Raw genomic sequence first — 23,589 nt, 5'->3', positions numbered from 1 at the left:
GGCTTCAGGTGTACAGCGTACCGGTGTTGACCACGGGCTGCGTCTCCCGGTCGGAGCACAGCACCACCAGCAGGTTCGACACCATCGAGGCCTTGCGCTCGTCGTCCAGCACCACGAGATTGCGCTCCGACAGGCCCTTGAGCGCTGCCTCGACCATGCCGACCGCGCCCGCCACGATCTGGTGCCGCGCACTGACGATGGCCACCGCCTGCTGGCGGCGCAGCATTACCTGAGCGATCTCGGGGGCGTAGGCGAGGTGGGTGAGCTTGGCGTCGAGCACTTCGACGCCCGCGCTGGCAAAGCGCTGGTTCAGCTCGTCCTTGAGTGCATCGGCTACCGTGTCGAGCCCGGCGCGCAGCGTGGTTTCTTCGCTCTGCAGGTCGTCGCCGCTGTCGTAGGCATAGAGAGTGGCAAGGTGGCGGATGGCCGCTTCGGCCTGGATGGCGACGAACTTGTTGTAGTCGTCGATCTCGAATACGGCCTGCGCCGTGTCGTAGACCCTCCATACCACCGCCGCGCCGATCTCCACCGGGTTGCCGCGCTTGTCGTTCACCTTCAGCGGCGGCGTGTTGAGGTTGCGTGCGCGCAGCGAGATCTTCTGGCCGCTTTGCAGCGGATTGGTCCAGCGCAGGCCCTCGGTGCGGTCGGTGCCCTGGTACTCGCCGAACAGCGTGAGGATGATGCCCTCGTTAGGTTGCAGCATGTAGAGGCCAGGGATCAGCACGAGGCCGATCACGATCAGCAGAATGCTCATGGGCAGCGGCATCAGGCGCTGCACCAGCGCCCATATGCCGACAGCGATCAGCAGCAGCACCACGGCCGACACGCCGTAGCCGTTGATCGACCGGTAGGGGCGCTCCTTGCGGACCTTGCGCGGTGTTGTGGGGGTCTTCTCTTGCATGTAGCCTCCGTTAAAAGTGATATCACTTTAATATCTTTTTGAAGGCCGTCAAGATGTTTTCGACGCCGATGAAGCGCTGCCTCGATCCAGAAGTAAAGACGGCCTGCTTTACCCCGGGTTTACGGGCTCGCAACGCCCGGGACAGCTGCCGCGCCTGAAATGCGCGGTGGTCCTTCGAGGGCCTGGCACCGAAGGAACCCGCAATGATGATGAATCGACCCCTGCAGCGCTTCGCGCTTGCCGCTGCCCTTGTCACCGTGAGCGGCCATTGCTTTGCGCAGTTCGGCGGTGGTGGTGGCATGGGCGGAGGCCGGCGCGGCACGCGGCCCGACAGCACGACGAGCCCGCGCACAGGCGATGGCCTGTCCACGCCGGCAACCGCTGCGGGCAAGATCCGCGACAAGCTCTACGACTTGCGCGTGCAACTCATGATCACGCCCGAGCAGTCACAGCTGTGGGACCGCTTCTCCGATGCGGTGTGGGACATGGCCAGCCGCGCCGGCATGACTGCCGCGGCGCCACCAGACGACCTGACCGCCGTGCAGTTCGCGCAGCAGCGCGCCATGCAGGCACAAGACCGTGCCCGGCGCACGCAGGCGGTAAGCGATGCGTTGTCGAAGCTCTACGACGCAATGACGCCCGAGCAGCGCCACACGGCCGACCAGAACCTGCCGGCCGTCATTCCCTGACCGGGCCGATGCATCGGCGGGCGATCAGGTGATGAGGTCGAAGCAGCAGCCCGCGTAGTACGGCTTGTCCCCGCCGTCGACGAAGGGCACCTCGATAGGCTTGCCCTCGTTGCGCCACACATCGCGCTTCCTGTAGCCGGAGCGCGCGAGGTCGGCCAGGAGTTCGTCGTGGTGCTGGATGCGGTACGGGCACACGGCCACGCCGATGCTGTTGAGCGTGTAGATCGTGCGCTCGGGGTGCACGGCCGTGGTGTTCATGACGATGCGCCTGGGCTTCACGGCCAGTGCGGAAAGAATCGCGTCCATGCGGGTCGGCAGGTACTGCAGGCTGCCCGACACATACAGCACGTCGCAGCCGCTCGCATCGCGGTAGTCGATGGTGAAGCCGAGTTGCTCGGTCGCTTCGCGCTTGACGGCCATCGCTCGGCCGCTCTCGACCACGCCAGGCACGTCGCACACCGTCCAGCGCAGGGTGTCGGGGTAGCTCAGCACGCGGCGGAAGGCGTAGTACTTGATGCCGACGTGCCCGCCCAGGTCGAACACGCGCGTCAGGCCTGCATCGATGGAGCGGCCCAGCCAGAAGAGGCCGGGATAGTCGTAGAAATAGATCTGCGGGCTGTAGAGCTCGCCCGCGTCGGCATTGGCGTAGCCAACGGCCTTGCTGGGCGGTGCGCCAGCCTCGGCCGCCGCGAAGCTCTCGAACGAACCCATGAACAGGTTCTCGTCCGTGTTGTTCAGGAACTTGCGCCTGTACGCACTTTCGCGGGGAGGAAACTGCAGAAGGCTTGAAAGCATCTATTTCTCCGGTGGCGTGCCCATTCTGGGTGCAACCGGAGCATTCGAGGGCTATAGCCCAGTGCCGTTGGGGCGGTTACCCCATGGGGGTTACATACCGCTCGCCAGCGCCGCCGCAGCCGCCCGCGTTTCCACCCCCAGCTTCTCGAAGATGTGTTCCAGGTGCTTGTTCACCGTGCGCGGGCTGGTGCCCAGGATCTCGCCGATGTCGCGATTGGTCTTGCCCTTGGCGAGCCATGACAGCACCTCGGTCTCGCGCGGCGTGAGTGCGGCGTCGGCCAGGCGGGCGGCCGGCCCTTCGCGCTGGATGGCGAAGAGCAGCATCGTCTCGCCGAGTGCCGCCGCGCCGAGGTTGCGCACCGACAGCCGCATGCCCGTGGCGGTGCCTATGGCAATGGCCGCGCCCGGTGCGAGAGCCGGTTCCAGCGAAGCGGGCAGCAGGCCCGGCGCCACCGGGTCTTCCAGCGCATGCAGCCACAGCGCGGCCTGCGGCGAGCGCCACGCGATGCGCCCGCGCGTGTCGATGAACACCACGCCCATGCCGGCCACGTCGACAGCGTCTCGCGCCATGCGCGTGATGCGCGCGTTGCGCGCATGCGTGTGCAGCCGCGCCAGCACCTCCTGCGCGCGGATCGGCTTCACCACGTAGTCGACGCCGCCGCACTCGAAGCCCTCGACCACGTGCGAGGTTTCAGAAAGCCCCGTCATGAACAGCACCGGAATGTGCGCCCATGCCGGGTTGGCCTTGATGCGCCTGCAGGTCTCGAAGCCTGAGAGGCCGGGCATCAGGCCGTCGAGCAAGATTGCGTCGGGCACCACCAGTTCGAGCCGCTGCAGCGCGGCCTCGCCGTCGGCCGCCACCAGCACGGTGTAGCCGCTGGCCTCCAGCGTGTCGCACAGCATGCCGAGGCTGCTGGGTGCGTCGTCCACCACCAGCACCACGGGGCGTTCGGATGACGATGGCGATTCAGGGGGCGAGGGTGTCTGCATCTTCGGCCAGTGCGTTGCGGAGGTTGTCGAGTTCGAAGCGCGTGACCATGCCGCGCAGCCAGGTGCAGGTCGATGCCGCTGCGGGCGAGGCGGCCGCCAGCCGGTCGAGCGCCGTGTGCAGGCCGCGCACGTGGCCCATCTGCACGAGGCGCATGAGCTCGGCGCGGTCGTCTTCCGACAGGGCAAGCTGGCGCGGGCGCTGCGGCGCGTCTTCTGCAGCGGCGGGCGGCAACGCATCGCTGCCCGACAGCCATTCGAGGCCGAGGTGCCGCTCCAGCGTGGCGATCAGCGCCGACTCGATCACCGGCTTGCCCACAAAGGCCTGGCAGTCCGCCGCGCGCAGCCGCTCGCTCTGGTTCTCGAACATGTTGGCCGAGACAATGATGATCGGGATGTCGCGAAAGCCCGAGGCGCGCACCGACGCGGCGGTCTGCCAGCCGTCCATGTCGTCCATCGTCAGGTCGAGCAGGATGGCCGAGGGCAGCTCCTCGCGCAGGCTGTCGAGGCATTCGGTGCCGCTCGCAGCCTCGCGCACCTCGAAGCCCAGCGGCGCGAGCATGCCGGCGAGCATCTGGCGCTGCACGGGCTGGTCGTCCACCACCAGCAGCGTGCGGCGCGCGCCGATATAGCCCGACACGGGTTGCCGCAGCGCGCCGGCCTTGCTGGCCTGCGGGCCGGGGTCGGCCACTTCGCGCAGGTACACGCGCACGCTGAAGGTGCTGCCTTGCGAAGAGGTCGAGGCCAGCTTGAGCTCGCCGCCCATCAGCGAAGTGAGCAGCCCCGTGATCGTGAGGCCCAGCCCCGTGCCGGGCTCGCCGCGGCGGCGGCCCGCCGCACCGCGCTCGAAGGGCAGGAAGATGCGCTGGTGGTCCTGCGCCGCCACGCCGATGCCGGTGTCGACCACGTCGAAGCGCAGCACCTCGCGCCGCGCATCCACATGCAGCGTGACGGTGCCGCTGTCGGTGAAGCGCACCGCATTCGTCAGCAGGTTGATGAGAATCTGCCGCAGCCACTTCGCATCGGCATGCACCCATGGCGGCAACTGCCCGGCGTGCGTGAAGACGAAGGCCAGGCCCTTGTTCTCTGCCTGCGGCCGCACCATGTGCACGAGCTGGTCGAGAAAGGCCGGCAGCGCGAGCGGCGCGGGCTCCAGCTGCAGCCGGCCGGCCTCGATGCGCGCCAGGTCGAGCAGGCCGTCGATCAGGCCCAGCATGTGCTCGCCGCTGCGGTGAATGGTCTGCACCGCCTCGCGCGGCGGCGTCACCGCGTCGCCCTTCAGCAGGATCTGCGAGTAGCCCAGGATGCTGTTGAGCGGCGTGCGCAACTCGTGCGTCATGCCGGCCACATAGCGCGTCTTGGCCTGGTTCGCGGCCTCGGCGGCTTCCTTGGCGGTCTGCAGCGCGGCATCGGTGCGGCGGTGCGCCTCGATTTCGAGGGCCAGCAGATTGTTGTGGCGGTTCGATTCTTCCTGCGCCATCTGCCGGCTTTCGCTGCCCAGCACCACCCACCACGCGGCCACAGCGGCCACGACCGAGAGCAGCGCGAACACTTTCAGGAAGGCCGTCGCCATGACCGAATCGCTGGTGCCCGCCAGCGCCTCCTGCGCGTAGACCACGCCCACCACTGTGGCCAGCAATGCGATCAACGAAGCCGCGATCAGCAGGTAGTGCGCCACGCGGAAGTTCAGCCGCGCCGACAGCGCCGGCGGCAGCAGCGCCTGCAGCCAGCCGCTCATCTGCTCGGCCGCGCGCGAGTTGGTCTTGCAGCGGTCGTGGCAGCGCGATTCGAGCGTGCAGCACAGCGAGCAGATCGGCGCGCTGTAGGCCGGGCAGTGCGCCATGTCTTCAGACTCGAAGCTGTTGTCGCACACCGAGCACTTCACGCTCTGGCCCGGCTTCCAGCGGTCGATGTCTGTGCGCGCGAGGTAGTAGCGCCCGCGCGTGCGCCAGGCGAGCAGAGGCGACACGGCCATGGCCGTCACCAGCGCGATGAAGGGCGAGAAGGCGCGGGCCCAATGCCCCAGCACGCCGGAGTAGGCCAGCATGGCCAGCGCAGCCGCCACCAGCATCGCCATCAGCCCCACCGGGTTGATGTCGTACAGGTGCGCGCGCTTGAACTCGATGGTCTTCGGGCTCCAGCCCAGCGGCTTGTTGATGACCAGGTCGGCCACCAGCGCGCCGACCCAGGCGATGGCGATGTTGCTGTAGAAGCCCAGCACGTGCTCCAGTGCCGCGAACACGCCCAGCGCCATCAGCAATATCGCGATGACCACGTTGAACACCAGCCACACCACGCGCCCCGGGTGGCTGTGCGTGAGCCGCGCGAAGAAGTTCGACCAAGCGAGCGAACCTGCGTAGGCGTTCGTCAGGTTGATCTTCATCTGCGAGATCACCACGAACAGCACCGTGATGCCCAGCACCCAGGCCGGGTCGCGCAGCACGTACGAAAAGCCCGTGAGGTACATCTGCGTGGGCTCGATCGCGTGGTTGGCCGGTATCTCGTGCTGCAGGGCCAGGAAGGCGAGGAACGCGCCGCCCATCATCTTCAGCATGCCCGGCACGATCCAGCCCGGCCCGGCGATGAGCACCGCGGTCCACCAGCGGCCACTGTTGGCGGCGGTCTTCTCGGGCAGGAAGCGCAGGTAGTCGACCTGCTCGCCGATCTGCACCACCAGCGAGAAGGCCACCGTGGCGGCGGCACCGAACATCAGCGGATCGAAGCCGCTGCTGTCCGAGGTGCGTCCGACCAGGCTGGTGAAGTCGGCGTACAGCTCGGGCTTTTTCACCAGTACCGCGATGAACGGGCAGACGAACAGCACGATCCAGATCGGCTGCGTCCACAGTTGCAGCCCCGATATGAGCGTGATGCCCCGCGCCACCAGCGGAATGATGACGATCGACGACACCATGTACAGCAGCCATAGCGGCCAGTCGAGGTACATCTGCAGCGCCAGCGCGAGGATGGCCGCCTCCAGCGCGAAGAAGATGAAGGTGAAGCTTGCGTAGATCAGCGATGTGAGCGTGGAGCCAAGGTAGCCGAAGCCCGCGCCGCGCGTGAGCAGGTCCATGTCCACGCCGTGCCGTGCCGCGTAGTACGAGATCGGCAGGCCCGTGAGGAAGGTGATGAGCCCCACCACCAGGATGGCCCACAGCGCATTCGAGAAGCCGTAGCTCAGCGCGATGGCCCCGCCGATGGCCTCCAGCGCCAGGAACGAGGTGGCGCCGAAGGCCGCGTTGGCCACGCGGAACTCCGACCACTTGCGAAAGCTGCGCGGCGTGTAGCGCAGTGCGTAGTCCTCCAGCGTTTCGTTCGCGACCCAGGCGTTGTAGTCGCGGCGGATGCGAAAGATCTTCTGTCCGGAGACGGATTGCATGGCTGGTTCTCGCGGCGGCGGTGGCATGGGGCAGGTACAGCAAGAAGCGCTCCCTGTGCTTCTTTCCCCTCGATGTTTTCCACCGATGTCTGGCTCGCGAGTCTGCGGGCAGGGTGGGTTCTTGCCGCTACGTTGAATGACGTATTCGCGCAAACCCGGGTGATTTCTAAAGTACCAGCCATGGTGCTCGAGGCACCGTCCGATGCACTGCGATGGTGCGCGGCTCTACTTTCCAACAACCTGCCTGGAGTTTCCTGATGTCGCGTGATTCAGATCTTTCTCTCGATGCCCTGGCATTGCGCCGCCGCCGTCTGCTGCAGGGCGCCGCCGCGCTGCCCGTGATGGGCCTGAGCGGCCTGAGCTTCGGCCAGGGGCAATTCCCCACGGCCAAGGTCAACACCACCAAGCTCGCCGTGACCGACACCGAGGTAACGGTGGGCCAGCTGCATTCGTCCACCGGCACCATGGCCATCTCGGAAACCGGCTCGATCCAGGCCGAGCAGCTGGCCATCGACCAGATCAACGCCATGGGCGGCGTGCTGGGCCGCAAGATCAAGGTCATCAAGGAAGACGGTGCCTCCGACTGGCCGACCTTCGCCGAGAAGTCGAAGAAGCTGCTGGTCAACGATCACTGCGCGGCCGTGTTCGGCTGCTGGACCAGCGCCTCGCGCAAGGCAGTGCTGCCTGTGTTCGAGAAAGAGAACGGCCTCCTGTACTACCCGACCTTCTACGAAGGCCTGGAGCAGAGCAAGAACGTGATCTACACCGGCCAGGAAGCCACGCAGCAGATCATCTGGGGCCTGGACTGGGGCGCGAAGGAGAAAAAGGCCAAGACCTTCTTCCTGGTGGGCTCCGACTACATCTGGCCGCGCACCTCGATGAAGATCGCGCGCAAGCACATCGAGAACTTCCAGAAGGGTTCGGTCAAGGGCGAGGAGTACTACCCGCTGGGCCACACCAACTTCAACTCGCTGATCAACAAGATCAAGGTGGCCAAGCCCGACTGCATCTTCGCAGCCGTGGTGGGCGGCTCGAACGTGGCCTTCTACAAGCAGCTCAAGGCCGCGGGCATCACGGGCGACAAGCAATTCCTGCTGACGCTGGCCGTGACGGAAGACGAAATGACCGGCGTGGGCGGCGAGAACTTCGCGGGCTTCTACTCGTCGATGAAGTACTTCCAGACGCTGGACAACGCGAACAACAAGAAGTTCGTGGAGGCCTTCAAGGCGAAGTACGGCAAGGACGCGGTGATCGGCGACGTGACGCAGGCGGGCTACCTCGGTCCGTGGCTGTGGAAGGCGGCGGTGGAGAAGGCCGGCAGCTTCGACGTGGACAAGGTAGTCGCGGGTTCGCCGGGCATCGAGCTGAAGACGGCGCCAGAAGGCTACGTGAAGCTGGATGCGAACCACCACTTGTGGAGCAAGGCGCGTATCGGGCAGGGGCAGCTCGATGGCACGTTCAAGGTGGTGGCGGAGTCGGCTGAGCTGATCAAGCCGGATCCGTTCCCGAAGGGCTACCAGTAAGCCAGCAAGCAGGCCGTCGGCCCTCACCCCAACCCTCTCCCGCTAGCGGGAGAGGGGGCAACTCCAACATTCCGGACTTCCCGCCATGACTCTGTCGGACATGATGAACATCGGCCTCATGCAGGGCTTCGCGGGGCTGAGCCTCTTCGCGGTGCTGCTGCTGATGGGGCTGGGCCTGGCGATCATCTTCGGCCAGATGGGCGTGATCAACATGGCGCATGGCGAGTTCATGACCATCGGCGCCTATTCGATCTACCTGGCTGCACGCATCACCGAAAGCCTGGCGCCGGCGTTCATGCCGTACTACTTCCCGATCGCCATCGGGCTGGCCTTCGTCTTCGCCTTCATCACCGGATGGATCGTGGAGTGGGTGCTGATTCGCCACCTGTACAAGCGACCGCTCGACACGCTGCTCGCCACCTGGGGCGTGAGCCTGGGCCTGCAGCAGATCTTTCGCACCTTCATCGGCCCGAAGGAAGTGAGCCCCACGCTGCCCGAGTGGCTCATGGGCTCGTGGACGCCGCATGAAGGCCTCGACATTCCGATCAACGGCCTGTTCGTGCTGGCGCTCACAGCGCTGGTCACGGGCGGCGTGCTCATCGCTCTGCACAAGAGTCGATGGGGCCTGCGGGTGCGCGCCACCGTGGCCAACCGTACGATGGCCAACGCCACCGGCATCGACACGAAGAAGACCGACCGCCTGACCTTCGCCATCGGCTGCGGCATTGCCGGCATGGCGGGCGCGGCCTTCACCACCATCGGCTCGACCGGGCCGACCTCGGGTTCGCTCTACATCGTCGACGCCTTCCTGGTCGTCACCTTCGGCGGCGCGGCCAGCCTGTTCGGCACGGTGGTCTCGGCCTTCGGCATTGCACAGACGCAGTCGATCTCCGAGTTCTTCATGACCGGCTCGATGGCCAAGGTGCTGACGCTGTCGCTGATCGTGCTGATCTTGATGATGCGCCCCCAAGGCCTGTTCGCCGTCAAGGTCCGCCGCTGATGAACCCGATTCCCTTGCAGGAGAACGTTCCGATGAATTTCATCAAGGCCTCGATCCAGCGCTACCAGCTCGGCAGCCTGCTGCTCCTGGTGCTGCTGCTCGCGGTGGTGCTGCCGCTGTCGCTCGACATCTTCCGCCTCAACCTCGTGGGCAAGTACCTCACCTACGCCTTCGTGGCCGTGGGGCTCGTCATGGTGTGGGGCTACGGCGGCGTGCTGAGCCTGGGGCAGGGCGTGTTCTTCGGCATCGGCGGGTATGCGATGGCGATGTTCCTCAAGCTCGAAGCCTCCGATCCCATCACGACCAAGATCCAGTCGACGCCCGGCATCCCGGACTTCATGGACTGGAACCAGATCACCGAGCTGCCCACGCTGTGGCTGCCATTCAAGAGCCTGCCGCTGAGCCTTGCGCTGGTAGTGCTGGCGCCGATGGCACTGGCCTGGCTCGTGAGCTTTGCGATGTTCAAGCGGCGCGTGGGCGGCGTGTACTTCGCGATCATCACGCAGGCGGTTGCGCTCATTTGCACCGTGCTCATCATCGGCCAGCAGGGCTACACGGGCGGCGTGAACGGCATGACCGACCTGAAGACGATGCTGGGCTGGGACACACGCACCGACAGCGCCAAGTACGTGCTGTACTACGTCTGCGTCGGCTTGCTGGTGGCGAGCATCCTGCTGTGCCGCTGGGTGCAGACCAGCAAGCTGGGCACGCTGCTGCTGGCCATGCGTGACAAGGAAGACCGCGTGCGCTTCTCGGGCTACGACGTGTCGAATTTCAAGGTCTTCATCTTCTGCCTGGCGGCCGGGCTCTCGGGCATCGGTGGCGCAATGTTCGCGCTGCAGGTGGGCTTCATGTCGCCGAGCTTCGTGGGCATCGTGCCCTCGATCGAGATGGTGATCTTCTGCGCGGTAGGCGGGCGCATGAGCCTGGTGGGCGCGGTGTACGGCGCGCTGCTGGTGAATGCGGGCAAGACGCTGTTCTCCGAGAGCTTTCCGGACCTGTGGCTGTTCCTGATGGCTGGTCTCTTCATCGGCGTGACCATGGCCTTCCCGATGGGGCTTGCCGGAGTGTGGGAAGAAAAGATCCGGCCTTGGTGGAAGTCGCGTCGCCAGGCGCTGCGCGATGCAGCTGTCAAGCCGCCGGTCTCTGCTGTTGCACCTGCACCCGTGGCACCAGTCGCGGCACAACCCGAACCCACGCTGCCCGAAGGCGTCGGCAGCCAGCGCGCCTGACGACTGAACCCGGAGCCACACCCTCATGAGCAACACCGACTTCGCGCTCGCCGTGGAAGATCTCACCGTCTCCTTCGACGGCTTCAAGGCCATCGACGACCTCACGCTGTACATCGATCGCAACGAGCTGCGCGTGATCATCGGCCCCAACGGGGCAGGCAAGACCACGCTGCTCGACCTGATCTGCGGCAAGACGCGCGCAAGCGCCGGCAGCATCAAGTTCAAGAACACCGAGCTCACGAAGATGGCCGAGCACAAGCGCGTGCGGCTGGGCATCGGCCGCAAGTTCCAGACACCATCCATCTACGAGAACCTGAGCGTGTTCCAGAACCTGGAGGTGTCGTTCCCGAAGGGCCGCTCGGTGTTCGGCGCGCTGGCTTTCAAGTGCGACGACGAGGTCAAGGCCAAGGTGCAGGCGATTGCGGAAGAGATCGGGCTGGCCGACCGCCTCGACACAGAGGCCGGCCTGCTGAGCCACGGTCAGAAGCAGTGGCTGGAGATCGGCATGCTGCTGATGCAGGAACCCGAGTTGCTGATGCTCGACGAGCCCATCGCCGGCATGAGCGCACGCGAACGCGAGCTCACGGCCGACCTGCTCAAGCGCATCTGCCAGAACCGCGCGGTGATCGTCATCGAGCACGACATGGCCTTCGTCAAGCAGATCGCGCACAAGGTCACCGTGATGCACCAGGGGAGGATCCTTGCCGAGGGGCCCATGGAGAAGGTGCAGGCGGATCCCAAGGTCATCGATGTCTATCTGGGGCACTAGATGAAGGGCCGTCGTTCAGGGTGCGATCACGCCGACGGGGTACCTTGCTCCGCGAATGTCCCCCGCCCTTCGGGCCCCTCCTTTATTTCGCTGCGCAAGGCACCCCATCGACGTGATCGTTGGACAGAGCAGTCGTTGATCAGTCGTGCACCAGCGGCCTGTGCACGCACCCCGAACACAACCCGAGAGAGTCCAAAGATATGAGCAACCTCATGCTGAAGGTGGAAGACCTGCACGTAGCCTACGGCCAGAGCGAGGCCCTGCACGGCATCTCCTTCGAGGGCCATGCCAACGAAACCATCGCCATCATGGGTCGCAACGGCATGGGCAAGACCACGCTGTTCAAGAGCCTCATGGGCGTGCTGCCATTGAAGAGTGGGCGCATCGAAGTGGCGGGCCAGGACGTGTCGCGCGACGAGAGCTTCCGCCGCGTGGCAAAAGGCATCGCCTACGTGCCGCAGGGCCGGATGATCTTTCCGACGCTGACGGTGGAAGAGAACATCCAGACCGGCCTCGAGAACTCGAAGACCCGCCGCATTCCCGAAGAAATTTACGCGCTGTTCCCCGTGCTGTGGGACATGAAGAGCCGCAAGGGCGGCAACCTCTCGGGCGGCCAGCAACAGCAGCTTGCGATTGCACGTGCCCTCGTCACCGACCCCAAGGTGCTGCTGCTCGACGAGCCCACCGAAGGTATCCAGCCTTCGATCATCAAGGACATCGCCAAGGCGCTCAACGAGATCCGCAAGCTGCGCGGCATCACCATCGTCGTGTCCGAGCAGGTGCTCAGCTTTGCGATGGACGTGGCCGATCGGCTCTTCGTCATCGAAGGCGGCCGCCTCGTGCACGAGACCGCGCGTGACAAGACCGACGTGGACCACATCAAGGCCTACCTCTCCGTTTGATTTCCGTTCAACCACAACCCAACCAGGAGCCACTGCAAATGACGGACACGCTGATCAAGGTCGATCTGACCAAGTCGCCCACCGAGAACGAGTTGATTCACAACCGCTGGCACCCGGACATTCCGATGGCCTGCTGGGTCAACCCGGGCGACGACTTCATCCTCGAGACCTTCGACTGGACCGGCGGCTTCATCAAGAACAACGACAGCGCCGACGACGTACGCGACATCGACCTGAGCACCGTGCACTATCTCTCGGGCCCCGTGGGCGTGAAGGGTGCAGAGCCCGGCGACCTGCTGGTGGTGGACCTGCTCGACATCGGCGCCAAGCAGGACAGCCTCTGGGGCTTCAACGGTTTCTTCTCGAAGAAGAACGGCGGCGGCTTTCTCACCGACCACTTTCCCGAAGCGCAGAAATCGATCTGGGACTTCAAGGGCATGTTCACCAGTTCGCGCCACATTCCGGGCGTGAACTTCGCGGGCCTCATCCACCCCGGCCTGATCGGTTGCCTGCCCGACAAGCCCATGCTCGACATGTGGAACGAGCGCGAGAAGGCGCTCATTGCCACCGACCCCGATCGCGTGCCCGGCCTTGCCAATCCGCCGTTCGCCGGCACCGCCCACATGGGCAAGATGACCGGCGAGGCGAGGGCGAAGGCCGCCGCCGAGGGTGCGCGCACCGTGCCGCCGCGCGAGCATGGTGGCAACTGCGACATCAAGGATCTGTCGCGCGGCTCCAAAGTGTTCTTCCCCGTGTACGTCGACGGCGCAGGCCTCAGCGTGGGCGACCTGCACTTCAGCCAGGGCGACGGCGAAATCACCTTCTGCGGCGCCATCGAAATGGCCGGCTGGGTGCACATGAAGGTCACGCTCATCAAGGGCGGCATGGCCAAGTACGGCATCAAGAACCCGATCTTCAAGCCCAGCCCGATCACGCCGCAGTACAACGACTACCTGATCTTCGAAGGCATCTCGGTCGATGAGAGCGGCAAGCAGCACTACCTCGACGTGAACGTGGCCTACCGCCAAGCCTGCCTGAACGCCATCGAGTACCTGAAGAAGTTCGGCTACTCGGGTGCGCAGGCCTATTCGATTCTTGGCACGGCGCCGGTGCAGGGCCACATCAGCGGCGTGGTCGACGTACCCAACTCGTGCGCCACGCTGTGGCTGCCCACGGGCATCTTCGACTTCGACATCAACCCGAACGCCTCGGGCCCGGTGAAGATGATCGACGGCAGCATCAGCATGCCGCTGTCGCACGACCTGCGTTGAAAGACAGCCACGCCATGCCCACTTACGACTACGCCTGCGGGCAATGCGGCGGCTTCGAGGCGCTGCGGCCTTCGGGCCTGCGCGACGAGCCCGCCGCATGCCCCGATTGCGGATGCGCCGCGCCGCGTGTACTTTCGGCCGCACCGCGGCTCGCGCTGATGGCCTCGGGCACGCGCCGCGCCATGGAGACCAACGAGCGCGCACGGTACGAGCCCGGCAGTTCGCGCGACTACGCGCGCTTCAAGCATCCGGCGGGCTGCGGTTGCTGCAGTTCAGGCAAGCGGGGTGCGACGGTGACGGCGCCCAACGGGGTCAAGTCCGCGCCTTCGAGGCGGCCGTGGATGATCAGCCACTGAGGCTGGCGTTTCATGGGGCAACCCCTATTGACCGGCTTCTTTTCAAGGTCCTGATTGTTTCAATCCTGTGAACGCCGTGGTTCATTTCGACGGCGTTTTTCAGGGCTCTTCAGGATCAAACTTCTCCTCACCAACCCATCACTTGAAGGAGATTGAAATGAATGCCTCGAAGATCCTCGCCGCTGCTGCCCTCTCGCTCCTGGCTGCTGCCGGAGCCCACGCAGAAACCTACGACGGCGTGCACGTCGTGAACTCTTCTGTGACCCGCGCTGAAGTCGCACCGCAAGCCGTTGCCGCCGCTCGTGCTGGCAACGAATACAGCGATGCCTCGGGCGCTGGCGCACAAGCCTTCACGTCGACCGCCAACCGCGCGACCGTGCAAGCCGAAGCTGTTGCCAAGGCACACGACCCGTTCGCCAGCCTCGACCGCCGCGCGTTCTACCGCGACGAAGTGCCGGCTGCGTACAAGAAGCCCAGCGTGTCGTTCACGCGCCAAGCTGGCCTGTAAGCAACCGACCACGACACCTTCGGGTGTTGCAAGAGAAAGAACGGGCCCTTGGGCCCGTTTTTTCATGGCCGATTGCTTTGTGGTCGTTGCCAAAATATACGCATTGAGTATATATTTGTGGCCCATGAACATGCCGCAACAGGTGCTCCTTCGCGACGCGATGCGTCAACTCAACATGACGCGTGATGCTTTCGCAGAGCGCATCGGCAGCCGCAGAAGGGCGCTCGACGCTTGGCTCCTGCCCGACGAATCCAATGAATTCAGGGCCATGCCCGAAGTCGCACGGCGCTTCGTGAGCGAAATCCTGGCTTCAGACGGGCGGCGCAGTGAATATACGCAAAGCGCACATGAAGGCGCTCTGCGACAGGCGCTGGCCACTGAAGGCTCGCACCACCTGCTGTCGGTCAGCCAGTTCAACCGCGACGCCATCGACGAACTGTTCCAGTTGGCCGACGTGATGCAGCCCATCGCGCGCCGACGCAAGGTCAGCCGCGTGCTCGAAGGGGCCGTGCTGGCCAATCTGTTCTTCGAAGCCAGCACGCGCACCCGCGTGAGCTTCGGCGCGGCGTTCTGCCGGCTGGGCGGCTCGGTGTGCGACACCACGGGCTTCACTTTCTCGTCGATGGCCAAGGGCGAATCGATCTACGACACCAGCCGCGTCATCAGCGGCTATGCCGATGCGATCGTGGTGCGGCATCCGGAGCAGGGCTCGGTCGCTGAATTCGCGCGCGCCACCAACGTGCCGGTCATCAACGGCGGCGACGGCCCGGGCGAGCATCCCAGCCAGGCGCTGCTCGACCTGTACACCATCCAGCGCGAGTTCTCGCGCCTGGGCAAGCTGGTAGACGGCGCGCACATCGCGATGGTCGGCGACCTGAAGTACGGGCGCACCGTGCATTCGCTCATCAAGCTGCTTGCGTTGTACCGGGGCCTGAAGTTCACGCTGGTCTCGCCGCCGTCGCTCGCAATGCCCGCGGAAATCGTGGAGGCCGTGAGCCGCAACGGCCACGTGGTCGAAACTGCCGCCACGCCCGCGCAGGCGCTGGCCGGCGCGGACATCATCTACGCCACGCGCATCCAGAAAGAGCGCTTCGCGAACGACGAAGTGCTGGAAGGCTTTGACAACGCGTTCGAGATCAACCGCGCGCTCATCGAATCAGCCTGCAAGCCCGAGGTGGTGGTGATGCACCCGCTGCCGCGCGATGGCCGCCCCGGCTCGCACGACCTGAGCGTCGACCTGAACAACGACCCGCGCCTGGCCATCTTCCGCCAGACCGACAACGGCATCCCGGTGCGCATGGCGATCTTCGCCACGCTGCTGGGCGTGGAAAAGCTCGTCAGCCGCTCGATGCGCGATGCTGCCTGGACGCCGCCCTCGCACATCGGGCCGGACGACAGCGTGTTTCACGGGCTCGATTGAGGCTCGCGAGAGCGCGTGGCCGTCAGGCGTGCGCGAGGATGTTGACCAGCTTGCCGAACGGATCGCGCACGTAGAAGCGGCGCACGCCCCAGGGTTCGTCCGCCGGGCCGTATTCGATGGCGAAGCCCGCGGCCTTCATGCGTTCGAAGGCCATGTCGACGTCGTCGACCTCGATGGACAGATCGGGCACTGGCGTACCCGAGCCGCCTTCCGATGCGAAGCTGACCTGCAACGTCATCTCGGCCTGCGAGCCGTAGGTCTGGATCCAGCCGTGGTCCATGAGCAGATCGAGGCCGAGGATGTCCTTGTAGAAGACAGCCGCACGCGCGGGCTCGGGCGTTGCGAAGTTGGCGACCAGTCGTTTGACTTTCATGGGGCAGGTTTTCTGATCCTGAAGGTTTGGGGTTGGCCGTCGCGCTCGACGTGCAGCAGGCCGCCTTCGACGCGGATGCCGGTCCAGCGTTCGATGCGCCCGTCCGAATGGATGATCTCGATGCTGTCGTCGGATATCAAGCGGTAGTTGAACAGCGGCCCGGCCAGAGGGCCGTTCTTCTTGCCGATCGTCGCGGTCACTCGGCCCGTCGATCGAAAGCAGTAGCTGTTGACCATCGTGTCGGACACGAGGTCGAGGAAGTGGTCGATGGGCAGGGCGTGGTTGGGCGTGATCGTCATGGTGTTCGGATGCCCGCATCGTCGCGCTGGAAGTCTCTGCGGTACTTGACGAAGCCTTTCTTCTTCGAGCCTGCAAAGCCGCAGTGCTCGAAGAACCGGTGCGCTTCGCCGCGCTCGACCGAACTGAGCAGCATGATCTTGGAGCAGTCGCGCGCAACGCATTCGTCTTCGATGTGCCGCAGGAGTGCCGCTCCCGAGCCTTGGCCGCGAAACGCCTCGCCGACAACGATGTTCTCGACCACGGCGAAGGGCTGGGCCCTGTACATCACATCGGTGCAGAAGTTCAGCAAGGCCGTGGCGCGCAGCACGCCCTCATGCTCCAGAACAAGCAGCGCCGTTCGAGAGTCGTTCGCCAGTTCGGCGATGTGCTCCGGCAGGACGCACACGCGCGTGTCGCCGATCAGCTCGCAGTACAGCGCCTCGATGCCCTTGGCATCGTCCGGTCTGGCGCGTCGGATGTTCGTTGTCTCCACAAGGCAGCCTTCCGATTCAGAAGCGGCCGAATATAGAGCCTCAAGCAGCCGCACGCCGATACGTCAGCAACCGCCCCCTGTATGCCGCCCGGCTCACGGTTGCGATCTGGTCCAGCCGCTCCTCGCACATGCCGAAGCCTTCGTCCGCCATTTGCCTGTTGAATGCCGACCGGTTGCCCCTGTCCGGGTCGACGATCCACACCTCGGCGGCGGGGCTGGTGTGGCGGGCGATGAAGGCGGCGAGCAGGCCTTCCGCATCGCGCTCGTACAGCAGGTCGCTGCCGATCACGAGGTCGAACAGGCCGTGCACGTCGCCGTCGGCGCCGGTCTCGTGCATGCCCCAGTGGCCGCGCCTGTATTTCATGGGCGGCAGTGCGTTCAGCCGAAGGTTCTCCAGCAGGAAGCCGGCGGCGAGCGGGTGGCAGTCGCTCGCTGTCATGTCGTTGCCGCGCCGATGGCCGACCAGGCTTGCTAGCGCGAGGCCGCAGCCGATCTCGAGCACGCGCGCGCCCAGCACCACGGGGTGCAATGCCATGCGCGCGGCCAGTTGCGCGCCCGAGGGCCACAGCAGCCCGAACATTGGCCACGAGGCAGAAGAGATTCCCTGCGCGGCAGCCGTGCCCAAAGGGTCTGAGAACTGTTGCCGATCGAGCAACGATTGAATGACGAGGTCGTCGGCACCCGCGATGGCGATGCGCTCCAGCTTGAGTAGATAGCCCGGCATCGAAGGGAGCAGGGTCTCGCGTGCGAGGCCCCGGTGCAGCAAAGGTGGGCCAGTATGCGCCCTTGCCGGTTGCGTGCCTTCTCACGCTCATCTAAGCAAACTCTCACTGCTGTGTAAGCGGCCTCTCACGGCCTGGTAAGTACCGCGTCCTAGAGTGAATTCATCGTCATCACTCAAGGAGACAACCATGAGATTTCGTATCGCAACCCTCTGCATCGCCGCCGTTCCGGCGCTGGTGCTGACATCGCTCGCGCACGCAGGCGGGCTGGCCGATCCCGACTATCCGCAGGTCTCGCATTCGACACAGTCGCGCGATGCGGTGGCCGAGGACGCCATGCGCGCCAACAACGGCATTCACGCAACAGAGGTTCTGGAATCGCAGGTGCAGGCGCCTGTGTCGGGCGCCGACCGTGCGCAGGTGCAGGCCGAGGCGATTCGCGCGAACACCGGCATCCATCCGACGGAAGTTCTGGAATCACAGGTGCAGCCGCCGGTGGCTTCTGCGAACCAGCCGGATGCGGCGATGACACACGCCACCAACACAACTGGCGCGACCACCTACTGAGCTGCAGCGGCGCCTTGCACGCCCGGCGTCAATCGCGCGTGAGCACGAAGCGCCTGCGGATGCCGCTCGCGGCCGAAGGCGCCACCCACAGGTCGAACTCGCCGGGTTCGACGGTCGGCTTCATGTCGCGGCCGATGAAGGCGAGGTCGTCGGCCGTGAGCGTGAACTCGACGACCGCTGAAGCTCCCGGCGCGATGCCGATCTTGCGAAAGCTCTTCAGCTCGCGCACCGGCCGCGTCACGCTTGCCGCGCGCTGGCCGATGTAGAGCTGAACCACTTCTTCCGCGTCGCGCTGGCCGGTGTTGGTGACGGTGGCGCGCACGCGCAGCGTTTCCGACATTGGCAGCCGCTCTGTACTCAGTTCGACGTTGTCGTAGCGCACCGGCGAATAGCCGATGCCGAAGCCGAAGGGGTAGAGCGCTTCGTTCGTCGCGTCCAGGTAGCGCGTCTTGAATGACGTGCCTGGCGCGTTCTCGGGCGACGGCCTGCCGGTGCGCTTGTGGGCGTAGTAGTAGGGCACCTGGCCGGCCGTTTGCGGAAAGCTCACGGGCAGGCGGCCCGAGGGGTTGAAGTCGCCGAACACGACGTCGGCGATCGCGTTGCCGGTCTGCACGCCGAGGAACCACGTGACGAGGATGGCGCGCGCATTGCGCACCGCGCCCTTGAGCGCCATCGCTCGGCCGTTGCTCAACAGCACGATCACGGGCTTGCCAGTGGCGGCCACGGCCTCGGCCAGGTCTTGCTGCGCCTGCGGCAACCCGATGTCGCTGCGCGAGCGCGCCTCGCCCGACATCTTCTCGCTCTCGCCGATGGCGAGCACCACCACGTCGGCATCGCGCGCGGCCGCCACCGCGGCGTCGATGCCGCCGGGCAGCGTCGACTCGATGCCCGAGCCGCGCACCACGTTCACCGACGAATTGGGGCCCAGCGCCGCGCGCAGGCCCTGGTCGATGCCCACCGGTGCCGACTGTCCGGGGAACAGGCTCCACGCGCCCATCAGGTCGACGGTGCCCTCGGCGAAGGGCCCGATCAGCGCGATCTTCGTGCCGGCCTTGGGCAGCGGCAGCAGCATGCGCTCGTTCTTCAGCATCACGATGGAGCGGCGCGCGCTCTCGCGGGCCAGTGAGATGAATTCGGGGTTCTCGGGGCGCTGCGAGGCGGGTGGGCCGTCGAGGCCGTGCATCGGGTCGTCGAACAGGCCCAGCTTCTGCTTGACGCGCAGCACGCGGCGCACGGCCTCGTCGAGCCGCTCCATGGGCACCTCGCCCGAGGCCACGAGGTCGGGCAGGTAGCGCATGTACAGGCCGCTCTGCATGCTCACGTCGGTGCCGGCCATGAAGGCCTGCTTGGCGGCCTCGCGCGGGTTGGCGGCGTAGCCGTGCTCCACCAGTTCTTCGTCGGCCGTGTAGTCGGAGACCACGAAGCCCTGGAACTTCCATTCGTCGCGCAGCACGCCCGTGAGCAGCGAGTGGTTGGCGGTGGAGGGCACGCCGCCGATTTCGTTGAAGGCGCTCATCACCGAGAGCGCGCCGGCATCCAGTGCCGCGCGGAACGGCGGCAGGTACACCTCGCGCAGCGTCTGCTGCGAGATGTCGCTCACGTTGTAGTCGAGCCCGCCTTCGCCCGCACCGTAGGCCGCGAAGTGCTTGGGCGTGGCCAGCATCGCGTCGGGCCGCGAAAGGTCGGGGCCCTGGAAGCCGCGCACGCGCGCGGCGGCGAACTGCCGCGAGAGGTACACGTCTTCGCCCGCGCCTTCGAGGCCGCGGCCCCAGCGCGCATCGCGCGCGATGTCGACCATGGGCGCGAAGGTCCAGCGGAAGCCGTCGGCCGTGGCCTCGACCGCCGCGGCGCGCGCGGTGCGTTCGGCCAGGTCCGGCTCCCAGCTGGAGGCCTCGGCCAGCGGCATCGGGAACATGGTGCGAAAGCCGTGGATCACGTCCGCGCCGAAGAGCAGCGGAATGCCCAGGCGCGACTCGTTCACCGCAATCTGCTGCAGCCGCCGCTTGCCTTCGAGGCCGGCGTTGTTGAACAGGCCTGTGAGCCGGCCGGCGCGCACGTCGGCAGTCTCCTGCTGTGCATTGCGCCAGCCGGCCTGGGGGTTGTTGGGGGTGTCGATGTCGGCGGGGCCGTACAGGGTGAGCTGGCCGGCCTTCTCCTGCACCGTCATGCGGGCGATGAGGGCCTCGATGCGGGCTTCGGGCGTCAGCGCTGCATCTGCCGCGGCAGGGGCAGCGGATGCAGGGGGAAGCAGGAGCGCGAGGGAGAGAAGGGCGGAGGCGGGAGCGAGAAAGGAAGCCGGGGTTCTGATGCGCATGGCCTCCTATTCTCCAGATAACGCCGCCATGCCCTCTCGGCGGGTTTCCGCGCTGGCCGTAGGCCTTCTCCGATAGCCAGGGCCGTGCTTACTCTGCGGTGGCGCCCGAATCCTTCGCCACCTTCACCCATTTCGTCGTCTCGCTGCCGATGAAGGTTGCGAGCTCGGCCGGCTTCATGCTGCCGGCCGTCACGCCCTGTTCCTCGAAGCGCTTGACCACGTCGGGCTGCTGCAGCACGCGCGACACCTCGGTGTTCAGGCGCTGCACCAGCTCGGGCGGCGTGCCGTGCGGCGCCATGAGCGCGAACCAGGTGGTCATGTCGTAGCCCTTGAGGCCGGCCTCGTCGAGCGTGGGTACGCCGGGGTAGGCGGGCGAGCGCGTCTTCGTGGTCACGGCCAGCGCCTGCACCTTGCCGGCGCGGATGTGCGGTGCGGCCGAGGGGCTGGTCTCGATGGCCATCTGGATCTGCCCGCCCATCAGGTCGGCCATCATCGGCGCGCCGCCCTTGTAGGGCACGTGCACGATGTCGGTCTTCGTCATTGAACGAAACAGCTCGCCCGAGATGTGCTCCGTGCTGCCGTTGCCCGCCGAGCCGTAGTTGACCTTGCCCGGGTTGGCCTTGATGTAGGCGACGAGTTCGGCCACCGATTTCACGGGCACCTTCTCGTTCACGATCAGCACGTTGGGCGTGGACGCCACCAGTGCCACCGGATCGAAGTCGCGCTGGAAGTCGTAGGGCAGGCGCTTGTAGAGGCCCGGCGCGATCGAATGTGCGATGGTGGCCATGAACAGCGTGTAGCCATCGGCCGGCGCCTTCGACGCGATGGCCGCGCCTACGGTGCCGCCCGCACCGCCGCGGTTGTCGATGATGACCGGCTGCTTGAGCGCTTCCGACAGCTTCTGGCCCACGGTGCGCGCGACGATGTCGGTAGTGCCGCCCGCCACGAAGGGCACGACGAGGGTGATGGGCTTGGCGGGCCAATCGGCCGCGCTGGAAGACGCCGCGGCGGTGGCCAGCAGCAGGGCGGCCATGCAGGTGCGCAGAAAAGTCGAGGGGTGCGGGAGGGAGGATTTCATGGTCTGGATGTCGTGGGGTCGTTGTTATTGGGTATTGAAAAAAGCGCGCGATTCACGCCACGCGGTTCAGCAGCGGCTGGTTGCGTACCCAGCGCTGCAGGTTGCCGAGAAAGATCGCTGCCACGCGCGCTTCGTTGCCGTCCGAATGGCCGGCGCTGTGGGGCGTGACGATCACGTTCGGCAGGCTCCACAGCGGCGAGTCGGCCGGCAGGGGCTCGTGCGCGAACACGTCGAGATACGCGCCGGCCAGCGCGCCGCTGCGCAATGCATCGATGAGCGCCGGCTCGTCGATCACTTCGCCGCGAGAGACGTTCACGAGCCGCGCACCGGCGGGCATGCGCGCCAGCGCCGCCGAATCGATGAGGCCGCGCGTGCGATCGCTCAGCGGGCAGGCCAGCAGCAGCCAGTCCGCCTTCGGCAGCACTGTGTGCAGCTGTTCGTAGCTCACGCTCTCGTGGGCCGGCACGGCGGCCGGGGCCTCGCTCCCGCGCACGGACACGACACGAAGCCCGAGCGCCGCGAGCAGCGCACCGAGGCCTTGCCCGATCGGCCCCCAGCCGACGACCACTGCCGTCTGCCCCGCAAGATCGCGCGGCAGGCCACTGCCCATGAGCGGCGACCAAGTGCGTGCGCGTTGCGCGGCCAGCAGCTGTGGAAACTGCCGTGCCAGCATCAGCACGCCTGCCAGCGCGGTCTGCACGACCACACCGGCGTTGGCGCCCGACGAGGTCGTGACCTCCACGCCGCGCGCCCGCAGCTCGCCGTACACCGGCCGGTCGGCGCCCGCGGAATGCGCGTGCACCCAACGCAGCGAGGGCGCGTGGCGCATTGCGTCGTGAAAGGCCTGCGTGTGCGGCAGCACCTCGTGCTTGGTCGACAGGCCGGTGACGTCGCGCGAGACAAAAGCCACGTCGGCGTCGTCGCCCGGGTTCACCAGCACGTGGGTACGTTCGCCGAGCGCTGCGGGCAGGCCGAGCGTCGTCTGCGCCGCTGCTTGCGGCGTCATCAGGATGCGCAGCGGCGAGCTCATTCGGCCGTCGCACCCGATTCGCGCACGATCGCCTTCCACTTCTCGTACTCCTGGCGCGTGAACTTGCCGAACTGCTCGGGCGTGCCGCCCACCGGGTCGGCGCCCTCGCGGATCATCTGCGCCTCGAGCGAGGGCAGCGCCTCGTTCACCGACTTGTTGAGCAGCGCGATCACCGGGGCTGGCGTGCCCTTGGGCGCGAAGAAGCCGAACCACGAGCCGGCGGAGAAATCGGGGAAGCCCTTCTCGGCCACGGTCGGCACGTCGGGCAGCGAGCGCGAGCGTTTCTGGCTGCTCACCGCAATGGCCCTGAGCTTGCCCGCCTTGATGTGCGCGATGACCGATGGAATGGTCGCGAACATGAATTGCACGCGGCCCGCGAGCAGGTCGTTGAGCGCGTTCGCGCCCTTGTAGGGCACGTGCAGCGTCTCGGCCCCGATGCGCTTGCTGAGCATGTAGCTCGACAGGTGCGACGAGGTGCCGACGCCGGTGGAGCCGTAGTTCAGCTTGTTGGGGTTGGCCTTGGCGTAGGCGATGAATTCCTCCAGCGTCTTCGCGGGCACCTCGGGGTTGACCACCAGCACGTTGGGCACGTCGGCGATCTGCACCACCGGCACAAGGTCGGTGAGCGGGTCGTAGGGCAGGTTCTTGTAGAGCGTCTGGTTGACGGCCATGGGGCCGACTGAATTGACGATCAGCGTGTAGCCGTCGGCCGGTGCGCGCACCACGAACTCGGTGCCGATGTTGCCGCCGCCACCGGGCTTGTTGTCGATGATGAAGGACTGCTTGAGCCTTTCCGACATGTGCTGCGTGACGGCGCGCGCGAGGATGTCGGTGGTGCCGCCGGCTGTGAAGGCGACGACCACGCGCACGGGCTTGCTCGGGTAGGCCGTCTGTGCAGTGGCGTTGAGGCCGGCGGCCAGCAGTGCCGTGGCGCAGAAGAGCTTTTGCAAGAAGCGGGAAGAAGGCTTGTCTCGTGTCATTGTTGTGTTCTCGTGGGTAGTCGG

General features: G+C 66.1%; 23 protein-coding genes. 11 read left to right on the top strand and 12 right to left on the bottom strand.

Features of this window, described 5'->3' with window-relative positions:
• Positions 1-4 precede the first annotated feature (4 nt).
• Entirely contained in the window at positions 5-901 is an 897-nt protein-coding gene (locus ACTG4X_RS20755; protein WP_093055841.1) for an SPFH domain-containing protein, read from the bottom strand.
• 206 nt (positions 902-1,107) lie between these two features.
• Between ACTG4X_RS20755 and ACTG4X_RS20750 the strand changes: the two genes are divergently transcribed.
• Positions 1,108-1,590: a Spy/CpxP family protein refolding chaperone gene (locus tag ACTG4X_RS20750; protein ID WP_179830431.1), complete on the top strand. Its 483-nt coding sequence runs from the start codon at positions 1,108-1,110 to the stop codon at positions 1,588-1,590.
• A 24-nt stretch (positions 1,591-1,614) separates the two neighbouring features.
• On the opposite strand, the gene ACTG4X_RS20745 is transcribed toward ACTG4X_RS20750, so the two are convergent.
• The 3 genes from ACTG4X_RS20745 to ACTG4X_RS20735 all read right to left on the bottom strand — a co-directional run bounded on the left by ACTG4X_RS20745 (position 1,615) and on the right by ACTG4X_RS20735 (position 6,748).
• Positions 1,615-2,385 carry a TIGR04325 family methyltransferase gene (locus tag ACTG4X_RS20745; protein ID WP_440531776.1) on the bottom strand — a complete coding sequence of 257 codons (771 nt, stop codon included), beginning with the start codon at positions 2,383-2,385 and terminating at the stop codon, positions 1,615-1,617.
• Positions 2,386-2,475: 90 nt separating this feature from the next.
• Positions 2,476-3,375: a response regulator transcription factor gene (locus tag ACTG4X_RS20740; RefSeq protein WP_093055847.1), complete on the bottom strand. Its 900-nt coding sequence runs from the start codon at positions 3,373-3,375 to the stop codon at positions 2,476-2,478.
• A complete protein-coding gene (locus ACTG4X_RS20735; protein ID WP_256329119.1) occupies positions 3,353-6,748 on the bottom strand; it encodes a hybrid sensor histidine kinase/response regulator in 3,396 nt (1,131 codons plus the stop codon). Before ACTG4X_RS20735 ends, ACTG4X_RS20740 begins: the two co-directional genes overlap by 23 nt.
• A gap of 257 nt (positions 6,749-7,005) precedes the next feature.
• Between ACTG4X_RS20735 and urtA the strand changes: the two genes are divergently transcribed.
• The 9 genes from urtA to ACTG4X_RS20690 all read left to right on the top strand — a co-directional run bounded on the left by urtA (position 7,006) and on the right by ACTG4X_RS20690 (position 15,729).
• A complete protein-coding gene (gene urtA / locus ACTG4X_RS20730; protein WP_093055851.1) occupies positions 7,006-8,271 on the top strand; it encodes an urea ABC transporter substrate-binding protein in 1,266 nt (421 codons plus the stop codon).
• 85 nt (positions 8,272-8,356) lie between these two features.
• Positions 8,357-9,271: an urea ABC transporter permease subunit UrtB gene (gene urtB / locus ACTG4X_RS20725; RefSeq protein WP_093055853.1), complete on the top strand. Its 915-nt coding sequence runs from the start codon at positions 8,357-8,359 to the stop codon at positions 9,269-9,271.
• A gap of 32 nt (positions 9,272-9,303) precedes the next feature.
• Positions 9,304-10,503, top strand: coding sequence for an urea ABC transporter permease subunit UrtC (urtC, locus tag ACTG4X_RS20720; protein ID WP_093176050.1), 1,200 nt, complete (start codon positions 9,304-9,306; stop codon positions 10,501-10,503).
• Between the two features lie 25 nt (positions 10,504-10,528).
• Entirely contained in the window at positions 10,529-11,272 is a 744-nt protein-coding gene (gene urtD / locus ACTG4X_RS20715; protein WP_093055857.1) for an urea ABC transporter ATP-binding protein UrtD, read from the top strand.
• A 212-nt stretch (positions 11,273-11,484) separates the two neighbouring features.
• Positions 11,485-12,174, top strand: a complete 690-nt coding sequence (gene urtE, locus ACTG4X_RS20710) for an urea ABC transporter ATP-binding subunit UrtE (RefSeq protein ID WP_093075114.1) — start codon at positions 11,485-11,487, stop codon at positions 12,172-12,174.
• Between the two features lie 38 nt (positions 12,175-12,212).
• A complete protein-coding gene (gene fmdA / locus ACTG4X_RS20705) occupies positions 12,213-13,445 on the top strand; it encodes a formamidase (RefSeq protein WP_093055859.1) in 1,233 nt (410 codons plus the stop codon).
• 14 nt (positions 13,446-13,459) lie between these two features.
• Positions 13,460-13,801 carry a zinc ribbon domain-containing protein gene (locus tag ACTG4X_RS20700; protein ID WP_440531775.1) on the top strand — a complete coding sequence of 114 codons (342 nt, stop codon included), beginning with the start codon at positions 13,460-13,462 and terminating at the stop codon, positions 13,799-13,801.
• A gap of 157 nt (positions 13,802-13,958) precedes the next feature.
• Positions 13,959-14,309, top strand: coding sequence for an alpha/beta hydrolase (locus ACTG4X_RS20695; RefSeq protein ID WP_093055861.1), 351 nt, complete (start codon positions 13,959-13,961; stop codon positions 14,307-14,309).
• 124 nt (positions 14,310-14,433) lie between these two features.
• The gene (locus tag ACTG4X_RS20690; RefSeq protein WP_093073604.1) at positions 14,434-15,729 is read left to right on the top strand and encodes an aspartate carbamoyltransferase; all 1,296 of its coding nucleotides are present in this window, start codon (positions 14,434-14,436) and stop codon (positions 15,727-15,729) included.
• Positions 15,730-15,751: 22 nt separating this feature from the next.
• Here the strand turns inward: ACTG4X_RS20690 and ACTG4X_RS20685 are convergent, their stop codons facing one another.
• The 4 genes from ACTG4X_RS20685 to ACTG4X_RS20670 are packed head-to-tail and all read right to left on the bottom strand — an operon-like array spanning position 15,752 to position 17,598.
• The gene (locus ACTG4X_RS20685; RefSeq protein WP_440531774.1) at positions 15,752-16,102 is read right to left on the bottom strand and encodes a VOC family protein; all 351 of its coding nucleotides are present in this window, start codon (positions 16,100-16,102) and stop codon (positions 15,752-15,754) included.
• Positions 16,099-16,401 (bottom strand): hypothetical protein, encoded by a 303-nt coding sequence (locus ACTG4X_RS20680; RefSeq protein ID WP_440531773.1) that lies wholly within the window; start codon positions 16,399-16,401, stop codon positions 16,099-16,101. The genes ACTG4X_RS20685 and ACTG4X_RS20680 overlap by 4 nt, the downstream gene beginning before the upstream one ends.
• A complete protein-coding gene (locus ACTG4X_RS20675; RefSeq protein ID WP_440531772.1) occupies positions 16,398-16,874 on the bottom strand; it encodes a GNAT family N-acetyltransferase in 477 nt (158 codons plus the stop codon). Before ACTG4X_RS20675 ends, ACTG4X_RS20680 begins: the two co-directional genes overlap by 4 nt.
• Before the next feature lie 40 nt (positions 16,875-16,914).
• A complete protein-coding gene (locus tag ACTG4X_RS20670; protein ID WP_440531771.1) occupies positions 16,915-17,598 on the bottom strand; it encodes a class I SAM-dependent methyltransferase in 684 nt (227 codons plus the stop codon).
• Between the two features lie 187 nt (positions 17,599-17,785).
• Here ACTG4X_RS20670 and ACTG4X_RS20665 point away from each other — a divergent pair, with 187 nt between their 5' ends.
• Positions 17,786-18,163, top strand: coding sequence for a hypothetical protein (locus ACTG4X_RS20665; RefSeq protein WP_440531770.1), 378 nt, complete (start codon positions 17,786-17,788; stop codon positions 18,161-18,163).
• A gap of 28 nt (positions 18,164-18,191) precedes the next feature.
• On the opposite strand, the gene ACTG4X_RS20660 is transcribed toward ACTG4X_RS20665, so the two are convergent.
• From ACTG4X_RS20660 to ACTG4X_RS20645, 4 genes are all read right to left on the bottom strand, one after another.
• Positions 18,192-20,477, bottom strand: a complete 2,286-nt coding sequence (locus ACTG4X_RS20660) for a glycoside hydrolase family 3 N-terminal domain-containing protein (RefSeq protein ID WP_440531769.1) — start codon at positions 20,475-20,477, stop codon at positions 18,192-18,194.
• 88 nt (positions 20,478-20,565) lie between these two features.
• Entirely contained in the window at positions 20,566-21,555 is a 990-nt protein-coding gene (locus tag ACTG4X_RS20655; RefSeq protein WP_426388971.1) for a tripartite tricarboxylate transporter substrate binding protein, read from the bottom strand.
• Positions 21,556-21,607: 52 nt separating this feature from the next.
• Positions 21,608-22,585, bottom strand: coding sequence for a D-2-hydroxyacid dehydrogenase (locus ACTG4X_RS20650; RefSeq protein ID WP_440531768.1), 978 nt, complete (start codon positions 22,583-22,585; stop codon positions 21,608-21,610).
• Positions 22,582-23,565 (bottom strand): Bug family tripartite tricarboxylate transporter substrate binding protein, encoded by a 984-nt coding sequence (locus ACTG4X_RS20645; protein ID WP_440531767.1) that lies wholly within the window; start codon positions 23,563-23,565, stop codon positions 22,582-22,584. Before ACTG4X_RS20645 ends, ACTG4X_RS20650 begins: the two co-directional genes overlap by 4 nt.
• Positions 23,566-23,589 lie beyond the last annotated feature (24 nt).

The organism is Variovorax sp. YR566 (genome assembly GCF_051992195.1).
In the GTDB taxonomy this organism is placed as follows: domain Bacteria; phylum Pseudomonadota; class Gammaproteobacteria; order Burkholderiales; family Burkholderiaceae_C; genus Variovorax.
This window is presented reverse-complemented; position numbering and strand designations above follow the sequence as displayed.

Coding starts and splice junctions, on each gene's coding strand:
- ACTG4X_RS20655 (WP_426388971.1), bottom strand. CDS start 21,555: ATGAAATCCTCCCTCCCGCACCCCTCGACTTTTCTGCGCACCTGCATG.
- ACTG4X_RS20740 (WP_093055847.1), bottom strand. CDS start 3,375: ATGCAGACACCCTCGCCCCCTGAATCGCCATCGTCATCCGAACGCCCC.
- ACTG4X_RS20745 (WP_440531776.1), bottom strand. CDS start 2,385: ATGCTTTCAAGCCTTCTGCAGTTTCCTCCCCGCGAAAGTGCGTACAGG.
- ACTG4X_RS20700 (WP_440531775.1), top strand. CDS start 13,460: ATGCCCACTTACGACTACGCCTGCGGGCAATGCGGCGGCTTCGAGGCG.
- ACTG4X_RS20665 (WP_440531770.1), top strand. CDS start 17,786: ATGAGATTTCGTATCGCAACCCTCTGCATCGCCGCCGTTCCGGCGCTG.
- ACTG4X_RS20645 (WP_440531767.1), bottom strand. CDS start 23,565: ATGACACGAGACAAGCCTTCTTCCCGCTTCTTGCAAAAGCTCTTCTGC.
- urtC (WP_093176050.1), top strand. CDS start 9,304: ATGAATTTCATCAAGGCCTCGATCCAGCGCTACCAGCTCGGCAGCCTG.
- urtE (WP_093075114.1), top strand. CDS start 11,485: ATGCTGAAGGTGGAAGACCTGCACGTAGCCTACGGCCAGAGCGAGGCC.
- ACTG4X_RS20690 (WP_093073604.1), top strand. CDS start 14,434: ATGAACATGCCGCAACAGGTGCTCCTTCGCGACGCGATGCGTCAACTC.
- ACTG4X_RS20650 (WP_440531768.1), bottom strand. CDS start 22,585: ATGAGCTCGCCGCTGCGCATCCTGATGACGCCGCAAGCAGCGGCGCAG.
- urtA (WP_093055851.1), top strand. CDS start 7,006: ATGTCGCGTGATTCAGATCTTTCTCTCGATGCCCTGGCATTGCGCCGC.
- fmdA (WP_093055859.1), top strand. CDS start 12,213: ATGACGGACACGCTGATCAAGGTCGATCTGACCAAGTCGCCCACCGAG.
- ACTG4X_RS20755 (WP_093055841.1), bottom strand. CDS start 901: ATGCAAGAGAAGACCCCCACAACACCGCGCAAGGTCCGCAAGGAGCGC.
- urtB (WP_093055853.1), top strand. CDS start 8,357: ATGACTCTGTCGGACATGATGAACATCGGCCTCATGCAGGGCTTCGCG.
- urtD (WP_093055857.1), top strand. CDS start 10,529: ATGAGCAACACCGACTTCGCGCTCGCCGTGGAAGATCTCACCGTCTCC.
- ACTG4X_RS20680 (WP_440531773.1), bottom strand. CDS start 16,401: ATGACGATCACGCCCAACCACGCCCTGCCCATCGACCACTTCCTCGAC.
- ACTG4X_RS20685 (WP_440531774.1), bottom strand. CDS start 16,102: ATGAAAGTCAAACGACTGGTCGCCAACTTCGCAACGCCCGAGCCCGCG.
- ACTG4X_RS20660 (WP_440531769.1), bottom strand. CDS start 20,477: ATGCGCATCAGAACCCCGGCTTCCTTTCTCGCTCCCGCCTCCGCCCTT.
- ACTG4X_RS20735 (WP_256329119.1), bottom strand. CDS start 6,748: ATGCAATCCGTCTCCGGACAGAAGATCTTTCGCATCCGCCGCGACTAC.
- ACTG4X_RS20670 (WP_440531771.1), bottom strand. CDS start 17,598: ATGCCGGGCTATCTACTCAAGCTGGAGCGCATCGCCATCGCGGGTGCC.
- ACTG4X_RS20750 (WP_179830431.1), top strand. CDS start 1,108: ATGATGAATCGACCCCTGCAGCGCTTCGCGCTTGCCGCTGCCCTTGTC.
- ACTG4X_RS20695 (WP_093055861.1), top strand. CDS start 13,959: ATGAATGCCTCGAAGATCCTCGCCGCTGCTGCCCTCTCGCTCCTGGCT.